Here is a 12,197-nt window from a genome sequence, read left to right as displayed (position 1 = left end):
CAGGTTCCCGTACTCGTCCCTTCCTGATGGGGATAGAGCGTAGCCCGGCCCTGTAGTTCCGCCTAGGGGCGTTATTCGATCTCGAGCAAAACCTGACGGTTGCGCACCTGATCGCCCGTCATGACGCGCATCTCCTTGACGGTGCCATCGATGCCGGCCTTCAACGGGTGCTCCATTTTCATCGCTTCGAGCACCAGCAACAGTTGGCCTTTGCTGACGGTCTCACCGACGCACACCCGTATATCGACGATGGCGCCGTCCATGGGCGCCTGGACCGTGCCGCTGCTGGCGTCGGCCTGGCGGCTGGCGACTTGCTGGGTGCGGTCTGTGACAGTCAGCCCTGGTAGCCATAGCCGGTTGCCGTCCAGGTGATAAGCGATGCGGCGGCGGACCCCCTTGATGACCAGGCTGGCGTGGCGGCCGTCGGTGGTGAGTTGCAGGTCGTCAACGCTGACACTGTGGAGTTGGCCGTTGACCTCCAGGCGGTACGTTACGGGGACACTCGCCGTATTGCGCCAGCGCGCAAGTGTTTGGGTGTGCTGGTTGGCGCTGTGTTGATAAAACAGCGCGGCGGCCAGCTTGAGCTGTTCAGCGGTCGCCGTCTGCTGTGGGATGACGCTGAAGTGTTCGGCGATCAAGCCCGTGCTGAAGTCACCATTGATAAAGTCCGGGTGCTTGAGCAGGTCGATGAGCAAACGCTGGTTGGTCGCCACGCCCAGCAATACGCTGTCTTCCACGGCCCGCAGCAGTTTTCGCCGGGCTTCTTCGCGGCTGGCGCCGTGGGCGATGATCTTGCCCAACATCGGGTCGTAGAACGGGCTGACGGTTTGGCCCTCAAGCAACCCATGATCGATGCGTACGCCGGGGGCTGGTTCCCAACGCAACACGTCACCGGTTTGCGGCAGGAAGCCCTGGGCCGGGTCTTCGGCGTACAGGCGTACTTCCATGGCGTGGCCGGTCAGGGTCACCTGTGATTGGGTGAGTGGCAGCGGTTGGCCGGCGGCGATCTGCAACTGCCAGTCCACCAGGTCGAGGCCGGTAATCATCTCGGTGACAGGGTGTTCGACTTGCAGGCGCGTGTTCATTTCCAGGAAATAAAACAGGCCGTTGCGGTCGAGCAGAAACTCCACGGTGCCGGCACCCACATAGTTCACCGCCCGCCCGGCCTTGAGCGCGGCTTCGCCCATGGCCTGGCGCAGTTCGGGCGTCATCACGGGGCAGGGCGCTTCTTCGATGACTTTCTGATGGCGGCGCTGGATCGAACAGTCGCGCTCGCCGAGGTAGATGAGGTTGCCATGGCTGTCGCCGAACAGTTGCACTTCCACGTGGCGCGGGTCGATCAGCGCCTGTTCGAGGATCAGCTCGTCGCTGCCGAACGCATTCATGGCTTCCGAGCGTGCGGTGCGCAGTTGCTCCAGCAGCTGTTCGCGCTGATGCACCAGGCGCATGCCACGCCCACCGCCACCGGCGCTGGCCTTGATCATCAGTGGGAAGCCGATGCGTTCGGCTTCCTGTTGCAGGGTGGCATCGTCCTGGGCACTGCCTTGGTAGCCGGCGATGCAAGGTACGCCGGCGTCGAGCATGGCGAGTTTGGACAGGCGTTTGCTGCCCATCAGTTCGATCGCTTCGGCGCTGGGGCCGATGAAGGTGAGCGTGGCCTGCAGGCAGGCGCGGGCGAAGTCGGGGTTTTCCGAGAGGAAGCCGTAGCCGGGGTGAATGGCGTCGGCGCCGGTCAGTTGGGCGGCGGCGAGGATGGCCTCTGTGTTCAGGTAGGACTGGTGGACGGGCGCCGGGCCGATGTGTACGGCTTCGTCGGCCATCTGCACGTGCAGGGCATCGGTATCGGCGTCGCTGTACACGGCCACGGTGCGGTAGCCGAGGGCCTGGGCAGTGCGCTGGATGCGGCAGGCGATTTCGCCGCGGTTGGCGATCAGGATCTTGGTGAATGCGGGCATTGGGTTATCCCTTGGTGGATGTGGCGTGTGTTGGGGCCTCTTCGCAGGCAAGCCAGCTCCCACATTTGAAATGTGTTCCCCTGTGGGAGCTGGCTTGCCTGCGATGGCGTCATCGAGACCAACTCGGTTTTCGCTTCTGCACAAACGCCTGCGTCCCCTCAACCCCTTCTTCACTCCTCACCGCCTCGGCAAACCACTGCGCCCCGCGATCCAGCACGGTCTCAAGGGGCTCATCCACACTGGCCAGCAACAGCGCTTTAGTCCGTGCGTTCGCCCCCGGCGCACACTGCAACACCTGCCCCAATACCTCATCCACCCGCTGCGCCAATGCCTGGGAGTCGTGCTCGACAAAATGCACCACTCCCAGCCGCCCAGCCTCCACCCCATCAAACCGCGCCGCTGTCAGCGCCAGGCGCCGCGTGTGGGTAAGGCCAATACGCTTGACCACAAAGGGCGCAATCTGCGCCGGCAACAAGCCCAGGCGGGTTTCCGGCAAGCCGAATTGCGCCTGGCCCTGTGCAATCGCAATATCACTCACGCACGCCAGCCCGAACCCACCGCCCAGCACCGCGCCTTGCAGCACCACGATCACCACCTGCGCCAGCGCCTCCACCTCTTGCAGCAAGGTCCCAAACACGCGGTTCAACGCTTGCAGTTGATCCCCCGCGCCGACCAGATCCTTCACATCGGCCCCCGCGCAAAAATGCCCGCCCGCGCCGCTGATCACCACGGCGCGCACCTGGCTGTCCAACTGCGCCAGTACCGCACGCAGCTCATTGACCATTTCAAGGCTCATTGCATTGCGGCATTCGGGCCGGTTGAGGGTGATATGCAGCACGCCGTTGTGGGCTTCTAGCAGCAAGGTGTTCATGGCTTTTTACCGGGCAGGGTGCCCATCAGTTTGCAGATGATGCCCAGCATGATTTCGTCGGCACCGCCGCCAATCGACACCAGGCGCACGTCGCGATAGGCGCGGGCCACCGGGTTGTCCCACATGAAGCCCATGCCGCCCCAATATTGCAGGCAACTGTCGCTGACCTCACGGCCCAGGCGCCCGGCCTTGAGCTTGGCCATGGAGGCCAGCCGCGTGACATCCTGGCCCTTGATGTACTGCTCGGTGGCCTGGTAGACCAAGGCGCGCAGGCATTCGATTTCGGTGGCCAGTTCCGCCAGGCGAAAGTGGATCACCTGGTTGTCGATCAACGCCTTGCCGAAGGTCTGGCGCTCCTTGCAGTATTCGATGGTGCTGTCGATGCAGTACTCCAGGCCCTTGATCATATTGGCCGCGCCAAACAGGCGTTCCTCCTGGAACTGCAACATCTGCATCATGAAGCCCGCGCCTTCGTGGCCGATGCGGTTGCGTTGCGGTACGCGCACGCCGTCGAAAAACACCTGGGCGGTCTCGGAGCTGTGCATGCCGAGTTTTTCCAACGGCGGGCTGACGCTGATGCCGGGGCTGTTCATCGGCACCATGATCAGGGATTTGTTGATGTGCGGCTTGTCGTCCGAGGTGTTGGCCAGCAGGCAGATGAAGTCAGCGCTGGGCGAATTGGTGATCCACATCTTGCTGCCATTGATCACGTAGTCGTCGCCGTCCTTGCGCGCATGGGTCTTGAGCCCGGCCACGTCGGAGCCGGCGGCGGTTTCCGAGACGCCGATGCAGCCCACCTGTTCGCCGCTGATGGCCGGGCGCAGGAACTCTTCGCGCAGTTCATCGGAGCCGAAGCGCGCCAGGGCCGGGGTGCACATATCGGTCTGCACGCCGATGGACATGGGGATGCCGCCGCAGCGGATGGTGCCGAACTCTTCGGCGGCGACAATGGAGTAGCTGTAGTCCAGGCCCATGCCGCCGAATTTTTCCGGTTTGGAGATGCCCAGCAGGCCGAGGTCGCCGGCTTTGCGGAAGATCTCGTGAATGGGAAAGCGCCCGGCTTTTTCCCATTCATCCACGTACGGGTTGATCTCGCGGTCGACGAAGGCGCGCACGGTGCGGCGCAGTTCCTGGTGTTCCTGGGTGAAGATCATTTTTATTGTTCTCCCTGTTGGGACGCGGAGCGTCCTGGTTTGCATTCCCACGCGGAGCGTGGGAACGATCACCCACGTGGAGCGTGGGAATGATCAGCGCGCCACGCCGAAGGTGTTCGGTTGCAGTTGCCGCAGTTCGGCTTCGTGACAGATATCCAGCAAAAATCCGAGCAAGGTGCGGGTGTCCCGTGGATCAATCAGCCCGTCGTCCCACAGGTTGGCGCTGCCGTAGAGGGCGGTGGACTGGCTGTCGAGCTTCTGCGCGGTGGCCTGTTCGAGCATGTCGAGCACCTTGGGGTCGGGCACCAGGCCGTCCTTGAGTTGCTTGGCCTCGGTGACAATGCGCAGCACCTTACCGGCCTGTGCGCCGCCCATCACCGCAGTACGGCTGTTGGGCCAGGCGAAGATAAAGCGCGGGTCCAGGCCGCGGCCGCACATGGCGTAGTTGCCGGCACCGTAGGAACCCCCGACCACGATGGTGAGTTTAGGCACGCGGGCATTGGCCACAGCCTGGATCATCTTCGCGCCGTGCTTGATCACCCCTTGCTGTTCCGACTCGGTGCCCACCATGAAGCCGGTGGTGTTGTGCAAAAACAGCAGCGGCGTGCGGCTTTGGTCGCACAGCTGGATAAACTGCGCGGCCTTGCTCGCGCCCTTCGGCGTGATGGGGCCGTTATTGCCGATCACTCCCACGGCGCGCCCCTGGATATGCAGATGGGCACAGACGGTGTGGGGGTCGAACTCGCCTTTGAATTCCAGCAGGTTGGAACCGTCAGCCAGGCGCGCCAGGATCTCGCGCACGTCGTAGGGTTTTTTCGGGTCATCGGGGATCAGCCCCAACAGCTCTTCAATCGGATACAGCGGTTCGCGATAAGCGCGTTGTGGCGCGTGCGGCAAGCGATCATTCCAGGGCAGCAGGCCCACAATTTCACGCACGATGCGCACGCCGTCGGCATCGTCTTGGGCCAGGTACTCAGCGGTGCCGGCGGTTTGCGCGTGCATCTGCGCACCCCCCAGTTCTTCATCGGTGGCGACTTCGCCGGTGGCGGCCTTGAGCAACGGTGGCCCGGCGAGGAACAGCTTGGCCTTGCCGCGCACCACCACCACGTAATCCGACAAGCCCGGCTGATACGCACCACCGGCCGTGGCCGAGCCGTGCACCACGGTGATCTGCGGCAAGCCCATGGCGGACATGCGGGCCTGGTTGGCAAAGCTGCGCGCGCCTTCGACGAAAATCTCGGCGGCGTAGTTGAGGTTGGCGCCGCCGCTTTCGGCAAGGGTCACCACTGGCAGTTTGTTCTCCATGGCGATCTGTTGCAGGCGCAGGGATTTTTTCAGCCCGGAGGGGGAAATGGTGCCGCCTTTGATCGCGCTGTTGTTGGCCACCACCAGCATGCGCACGCCGCTGACATAGCCGATACCAGCGATCAGCCCGCCACCGGCGGCGCTGCCGTCCTTGTCGTCGTGGAGTTTGTAGCCGGCCAGGCTGGCCAGCTCCAGGAACGGCGCGCCGGGGTCCAGCAGCAGGTTGAGGCGCTCACGGGGCAGCAATTGGCCGCGCTTGTCGAACTTGGGCTTGGCTTCCTGGGCCTTGGCCAGCAGAGTGTGTTCCAGTTGGCGTAGCTGGGCGATGGACGCCAGCATGGCTTCGCGGTTCTGCGCGAACGCTAGGCTGTTGGGGTCGATCAGGGTTTCAATGGTTGGCATGGCGTTATTGCTCCGCCTTGAGCACATCCGGCAGGTAGGCGCGGTGGAACCCGTTGAACGGCTCGCTCGGCGCCTGCGCCTTGTGCAGCGGCCATGCGCGGCTGCCCAGGCTGGCGGCGCCGTCGATGCGCAGGGTGCTACCGCTGATAAAGGCCGCAGCCGGGCTGAGCAAAAAGACGATGGCCGCGCTGACTTCCGACTCGGTGCCGATGCGCTTGAGCGGTACATGCTCACGCAGGGTGGGAATCACCGCCTTGAACGCGCCTTCGTAGGTGTCCATGCCGCTGGAGGCAATCCAGCCAGGCGCCACGGCGTTGACGCGCACCCCGGCATAGCCCCACTCAAACGCGGCGGTCTTGGTGAAGTTGTCCATGCCGGAGCGCGCCGCGCCGGAGTGGCCCATGCCGGGCATGCCGCCCCACATGTCGGCGAGCATGTTGACGATCGCGCCACCGTGCTTGCTCATCGACTGGTTGAACACTTCCCGCGCCATCAGGAAACCGCCCACCAGGTTGGTGCGCAGTACGGTTTCAAAGCCCTTCTGATTGATCGCCGCCAGTGGCGACGGGTATTGGCCGCCCGCGTTATTCACCAGGCCATGGATGGGGCCGTGGTCGTGCAGAATCTGCGTGACCAGCGCTTTCACCGCCTCTTCCTCACGAATGTCACAGGCATGCCAATGGGCGACGCCGCCATCTTCAGCAATTTCCGCCGCGACCTTCTGCAGTTTTTCTGGCTTGCGCCCCACCAGGATCACGCAGGCACCAAGGGCCGCCAGCTCATGGGCGGTGCAGCGGCCAATGCCACTGCCGCCTCCGGTGACAATCACGGTTTGCCCCTTGAACAGGTCGGCTTTGAAGATCGAGTCGAAGGCCACGGCGACGGTCCTTTAGGTGAGTTGGTCGGCAATGTGTTGCGGCACGGCGATGGGGATTTCCAGCAGTTGCTGAGCGAAGGCTTTGCCTTGCGGGTCGATGCGCAGGCTGGCGATACCGCCGCCGCCCAGGGCATTCTCCAGCAGGAAATTCAGGCTGTGGCTGCCGGGCAAATACCAGCGTTCGACGCGGCCATGGATCGGGTCGAGCACGTGGTCCATCCAGTCGACGATTACCTCCGGGGTCAGGGCTTCGGCGATCCACGGCAGGTAGTCAGGGTGGCGAGCGATCACGCCGATATTGCTGTGGTTGCCCTTGTCACCTGAGCGCGCCACGGCGAGTTTCACCAGCGGCACACTGGCATCGGCACGGCCCTCCGGCTTGGCCGGCTCGATGGGCACAGCCGGCGTGAGCAGAGGCGCGGAGGCGGGCAGCTCGACGGCATGACGTTGGCCTTGGTACTCGATGGCGACGCTACACCGTGATTTGTCGACCAGGAACGAAAACAGCCGAATCAGCGGATACACCGTCGGCCGCCCGCCCACAATGCCGGTCAGCCCCGGTGCCATGCCGGTGGCCGCCTGGGCGATCTCGCGAGCGAACAGTACCAGCGCCTGCTTGTTCGGATGCCGCACCGCCAGCTTCACCACCACTTCGCGGCAATCCGCACGCCGGGCGTGGGCGCCGTAGGTGGCTTCGCTGCCGAGCAGTTCGATGTTGACGTCGGTGTAGGGCGCCCAGCCGCGCTGGCTGAACAGCTCCGAAGTCTTGTTGATGAGCGCCTGGCTGACCCGCTCGGCCTTGGCCACCGCGTCGATGCCAGCGAGCAGGCAACTGGCGGTGCAGCGAAAGCCATCGGGGTAGGTGGCGCTGACCTTGTACTGGTCGGTGGGTGGCAGGCCCTTGGCGCCGTGCAGGCGCACCGCGTGTTTGCCTTGTTGCTGCAGTTTGACCTGGCTGAAATCGCAGATCACGTCCGGCAGCACATAGGCGCGCGGGTCACCGATTTCATACAGCAGTTGTTCGGCCACGCTGAGTTCGCTGATCAGCCCCCCGCTGCCTTCGACCTTGTTGACGGTGAACTGGCCGTCGGCGCTGACTTCGACGATAGGGAAGCCGATGTGTTCGTAGTCGGGCACGTCACGCCAGTCGGTGAAGTTTCCGCCGGTGCATTGGGCGCCGCATTCGATGATATGCCCGGCCAGGGCGGCCTGGGCCAGGTGATCGTAGTCCTGCCATGACCAATTGAATTCATGCACCAGTGCCGCGCTGACCACTGCGCTGTCGACCACCCGGCCGGTGATGACAATATCAGCGCCGAGCCCCAGAGCCTGGGCAATGCCCGGTGCGCCGAGGTAGGCGTTGGCGGACACGCACAGAGGCGGCAGTGGGGCGCCGTTGTACAGGTCGGTGACAGGTGGCAGCTGTTTGAGTTGAGGGTGCAGGTCATCGCCGAGCAACACGGCGATTTTCAGCGGGATGTGGGCGTTATCGCAGGCCGCTTGCAGGGCGGCGGCGCAGGCTTGGGGGTTGATACCACCGGCATTGCTGATCACCCGGATGCCCTGGCGCTGGATATCCGCCAGCAGGGGTGTCAGCACCTCGACAAAATCCGTGGCGTAACCGGCCTTGGGGTCTTTCAGGCGGGCACCGGCGAGGATCGACATGGTGACTTCCGCCAGGTAATCGAACACCAGGTAATCCAAGGCACCGCCCTGCACCAATTGGGCGGCGGCGGTGCAGGTGTCGCCCCAGAAGGCGCTGGCGCAGCCGATACGTACCGTCTTGCTCATGAGAAATCCTTCCTCCAAGGGCTGGTGCCGAGACTACCAAGCAAGCGCTTGGTTTGTAAACTCCAGTCACAAGTTTTACCCAAGCGCTTGCTTGGGTGGCAGTCACGGCCTAAATTGCCGGCCAAGACGACAGTAGACGTGAAGGAGAGCAGCATGGATGAGCACAAAGCCCTGGGGGTGATGCGCACCATGGTCGATGGTGGCCAATTGACCGACCCCGAGAGCGCCCGCGGCAAGTTGCTGCAAACCGCAGCTCATCTGTTTCGCAACAAGGGTTTCGAGCGCACCACCGTGCGAGATCTGGCCAGCGCCGTGGGCATCCAGTCCGGCAGCATCTTTCATCACTTCAAGAGCAAGGATGAGATATTGCGTGCGGTGATGGAGGAAACCATCCATTACAACACCGCGATGATGCGCGCTTCACTGGAGGAGGCGAGCACGGTGCGCGAACGCGTGCTGGCGCTGATCCGCTGCGAGTTGCAGTCGATCATGGGCGGCAGTGGCGAGGCCATGGCGGTGCTGGTCTACGAATGGCGCTCGCTGTCGGCCGAAGGCCAGGCGCACGTGCTGGCCCTGCGTGACGTGTATGAGCAGATCTGGTTGCAGGTACTGGGCGAGGCCAAGGCCGCTGGCTACATCCGGGGCGATGTGTTTATTACCCGGCGCTTCCTCACCGGGGCCTTATCCTGGACCACCACCTGGTTTCGTGCCCAAGGCAGCCTGACCCTTGAGGAGTTGGCCGAAGAGGCCTTGTTGATGGTGCTGAAGTCGGACTGAGGCGCAAGTTATTAATTTGCTGGCGAAAGTTGTCTCCCCCAGTAAAAACGCCTAGCTTATCGGCATTGAACTCTTCAACGGTGTGTGCCTCGATGTTTTCGCCATGGCGGCTGGCTGCAGGACTTACTTTATGGGCACTGGGCACCGCCGCGTGGACGCAGGCTGGTGCCGCGCAGTTGGTGAGAATCGGCGCGGCGCATTTTCCGCCCTACACCGTACGCCCTGAACAAGGCGCCGACACCGGGTTGCTGCCGCAATTGGTCGAGGCGTTGAACGCTGCGCAAACCGATTACCAGTTTGTGGTGGTGCCTACCTCGATCCCTCGGCGTTTTCGTGACTTCGAGCAAGGCCGGGTCGACATGGCGATCTTCGAAAACCCGTCCTGGGGTTGGCAGAATATTGCCCATACCAGTGTTGATATGGGGCTGGAAGATGCGGAGATTTTTGTCGCTCAGCGTCAGCCCGGTCGCGACCAGAGTTATTTTGCCGACCTCACCGGCAAGCGCCTGGCGGTATTCAGCGGGTATCACTATGCCTTTGCTGACTTCAATCCCGATCCCAAGAACATGGCCGAGCGTTTCAACGCGACGTTGACCTACTCCCATGACAGTAATCTGCTGATGGTTGCTCGTGGGCGTGCAGATATTGCGCTGGTTACCCGCTCGTACCTGAGTGATTTCATGGTGCGCAACGCAGACATGGCGGGGCAGTTTTTGGTGTCGGAGCGTATTGACCAGGTGTATCACCACTATGCGTTGTTGCGGCCCAAGGCACCGATCACTGGTCCGGCGTTTGCCGAACTGCTCAAGCGTCTGCGCGACAGTGGCCAGATGCTGAAGATTTTTGAGCCGTATCGTATTGATGTGACGCCGGTGCCCTGAGGTCTTAGTAAGTAAAATCCTTCGGGCTCAGTGGGATCAACTGTGGGAGCTGGCTTGACTGCGATGACGGCCTGAAAGCCGACACCTATCTACCTGACACCCCACAGTCAAAATGTGGAACCAGGCTTGCCTGCGGTGGCGGCCTGACAGTCAACACAGTTGGACCGTGTACATATCCATTCCTGCGGTAACGGCCACTTAGGGTTCCGCTTTTACAGCGGCTCACTTTTGAAAAGCGCAAAAGTAAGCAAAACGCTCTTGCCCCACCACTCGGCACCTCGCTTAGGCTCGGTGTGCCCGTAATCCGCCAGTGATTTGGGGGGCCGCCGCCACGCGCCATCCATGGCGCGGGGCGGCTAAACCGGCATCCCTGCCGGTTTACCCCCCAAATCCCTGTCGAATTCCGGCCAGCGTGGTTTGACGGGGCGCCTAAGATCAAGATCAAAAGCCAGATCAAGATCACAAGCAGATCAAGATCAAGAGCGGCTCGCTTCGCATCGTAGTTTCCGTGGAGCCCTTACTCACATATGTCGGCGCTGCATTAAACCCGCCGCGCAAACGTATCGCTATGACTGCCCGACACCTTGCGGCAATGCACCAGCGCGTCGCGAATCATGAAGTTCACCAGCGTCGGCGACACCCCAAGCTCCTTGGCGATGTCTTTTTGCGGCACGCCATGCAAGCGGTACATCTCGAACGCGTAGCGGGTGCGCTGGGGCAGTTGCGTCAGGGCGTCGGCGATGTTTTCCAGGGTGTTGAAATTGATGTGCGAGGTTTCCGGTGAAGCGCCGTGAATAACCACATTCAAGCCTTCCTCCTCGGTCCCGGAGTATTTGAGCTCCAGGGCCTGCTTGCGGTAATGATCGATCGCCAGGTTGCGCACGATCTGAAACAGATAACTCAGTTGGGCCTTGAACGATGAGGTGATGGTCGGCGCCGACTGCAGCCGGAAGTAGGCGTCCTGCACCACGTCTTCGGCGCGGGAGCGGCACCCGGTGATACGGGCCGCGATCTTCACCAAAATCAGTCGATTGTCGACGAACGCCTGGAGAAGGGGTGAATCGCACCTGCCTGTGGATACTTGTTCCGTCATGGAAATCACCTTGCTGCGAATAGGTTAGGGGAGGGCATCCCTGCTGAGGCCTCCTACATATCGGGCAACAAATTATGCTTAATGATAATGATTGTCAAATGAGAAGACGAACTAATCTTATGCCTTGGGCAAAGGTGTGAACCACGTCTCGCTCGCCCCCGGCGACTAATTATTTGAAGGCTCCGTCCGTTCTCATGGGTGACAGGTTCGTTAGTACAACGGCCAAGGATCAGCACCCGCAGGAGGACCAGATGGGTTTTTATCGTGCATTCAGCGTGTTTCAGTTCGGAGTCCTCGCGGGATGAGTACGTCCCTGCGGCTGCGCCTGTTTTGCCTGCCCCACTCAGGCGCCAGCGCCTCGGTCTACGCTCGCTGGCGCCGGGTCCTGCCGGACTGGCTGCAAGTGTGCCCGCTGGAATTGCCGGGACGCGGCATGCGCATGGACGAGCCCTTGCAGCGCGATATCAAGGCCTTGGCCGCGCAGCTTGCTGAAGAAATCAGCCGTGATCTCGATGGCCCCTATGCCTTGTTCGGCCACAGCCTTGGCGGGCTGTTGGCGTTTGAATTGGCTCACGCTCTGAACGCGCGCAATCTGCCCGCGCCCCTGGCGTTGTTCGCGTCCGGCACGGCGGGCCCGGCGCGTCGTGATGTGAGCGAGTACGCCGTCGAAAAGACCGATGCCCAACTGATTGCCCGCCTGCGCGAATTGCAGGGTACCGCCGAAGAAGCCTTGGCCAACCCCGAGCTGATGCAACTGATGTTGCCGATCCTGCGCGCCGATTTTCTGCTGTGCGGCAGTTTCACCTATGGCGAGCGCCAGCCCCTGGCGCTGCCGATCCATGTGTTCGGTGGCAAGCAAGACAGCGTGCGTGCCGACCAGTTGCTCGACTGGCAACTCGACGCCGCCAGTGGGTTTTCCCTGGACATGTTTGACGGCCATCACTTCTTCCTCGTGCAGCACGAAAGCGCCGTGCTGCGCTGCGTGCGTCGCTATGCCGACGAGCACTTGGCGCGCTGGCGCATTGGCGCGGCGCGGCAGCTCGTCGCCGGCTGAACCCCACCGACTTCCCGAATTTCCCGTAAGCCGATTT

Annotated in this window: 10 protein-coding genes; 3 read left to right on the top strand and 7 right to left on the bottom strand. The window is 62.4% G+C overall.

Annotated features, from left to right (window positions below):
• Positions 1 to 71: 71 nt before the first annotated feature.
• The 6 genes from AC07S6_RS00850 to AC07S6_RS00825 all read right to left on the bottom strand — a co-directional run bounded on the left by AC07S6_RS00850 (position 72) and on the right by AC07S6_RS00825 (position 8,355).
• The gene (locus AC07S6_RS00850) at positions 72 to 1,955 is read right to left on the bottom strand and encodes an acetyl/propionyl/methylcrotonyl-CoA carboxylase subunit alpha (protein WP_495111512.1); all 1,884 of its coding nucleotides are present in this window, start codon (positions 1,953 to 1,955) and stop codon (positions 72 to 74) included.
• 109 nt (positions 1,956 to 2,064) lie between these two features.
• Positions 2,065 to 2,826, bottom strand: coding sequence for an enoyl-CoA hydratase/isomerase family protein (locus tag AC07S6_RS00845; protein WP_495111511.1), 762 nt, complete (start codon positions 2,824 to 2,826; stop codon positions 2,065 to 2,067).
• Positions 2,823 to 3,980, bottom strand: coding sequence for a citronellyl-CoA dehydrogenase (atuD, locus tag AC07S6_RS00840; protein WP_034126809.1), 1,158 nt, complete (start codon positions 3,978 to 3,980; stop codon positions 2,823 to 2,825). Before atuD ends, AC07S6_RS00845 begins: the two co-directional genes overlap by 4 nt.
• A 93-nt stretch (positions 3,981 to 4,073) precedes the next feature.
• Entirely contained in the window at positions 4,074 to 5,687 is a 1,614-nt protein-coding gene (atuC, locus tag AC07S6_RS00835; RefSeq protein ID WP_495111510.1) for a geranyl-CoA carboxylase subunit beta, read from the bottom strand.
• A 4-nt stretch (positions 5,688 to 5,691) separates the two neighbouring features.
• The gene (locus AC07S6_RS00830) at positions 5,692 to 6,564 is read right to left on the bottom strand and encodes an SDR family oxidoreductase (protein WP_073454665.1); all 873 of its coding nucleotides are present in this window, start codon (positions 6,562 to 6,564) and stop codon (positions 5,692 to 5,694) included.
• Positions 6,565 to 6,576: 12 nt separating this feature from the next.
• Positions 6,577 to 8,355: an acyclic terpene utilization AtuA family protein gene (locus AC07S6_RS00825; protein WP_495111509.1), complete on the bottom strand. Its 1,779-nt coding sequence runs from the start codon at positions 8,353 to 8,355 to the stop codon at positions 6,577 to 6,579.
• Positions 8,356 to 8,508: 153 nt separating this feature from the next.
• Between AC07S6_RS00825 and AC07S6_RS00820 the strand changes: the two genes are divergently transcribed.
• Together AC07S6_RS00820 and AC07S6_RS00815 are read left to right on the top strand one after the other, a co-directional pair.
• Entirely contained in the window at positions 8,509 to 9,132 is a 624-nt protein-coding gene (locus AC07S6_RS00820; protein WP_034126813.1) for a TetR/AcrR family transcriptional regulator, read from the top strand.
• Between the two features lie 92 nt (positions 9,133 to 9,224).
• On the top strand, positions 9,225 to 10,013 hold the full coding sequence (locus AC07S6_RS00815) for a substrate-binding periplasmic protein (RefSeq protein WP_054920425.1): 789 nt from the start codon (positions 9,225 to 9,227) through the stop codon (positions 10,011 to 10,013).
• Between the two features lie 541 nt (positions 10,014 to 10,554).
• Here AC07S6_RS00815 and AC07S6_RS00810 read toward each other — a convergent pair.
• Complete coding sequence (locus AC07S6_RS00810; RefSeq protein WP_032904207.1) at positions 10,555 to 11,106, bottom strand: RNA polymerase factor sigma-70; 552 nt, start codon at positions 11,104 to 11,106, stop codon at positions 10,555 to 10,557.
• A 301-nt stretch (positions 11,107 to 11,407) separates the two neighbouring features.
• On the opposite strand from AC07S6_RS00810, the gene AC07S6_RS00805 reads away from it, so the two are divergent.
• On the top strand, positions 11,408 to 12,160 hold the full coding sequence (locus tag AC07S6_RS00805; protein WP_020302031.1) for a thioesterase II family protein: 753 nt from the start codon (positions 11,408 to 11,410) through the stop codon (positions 12,158 to 12,160).
• Positions 12,161 to 12,197 lie beyond the last annotated feature (37 nt).

This window comes from Pseudomonas sp. GW821-FHT07B01, from assembly GCF_059419065.1.
The sequence above is the reverse complement of the archived record's forward strand: the minus strand, read 5'-3'. Positions and strand labels throughout refer to the sequence as shown.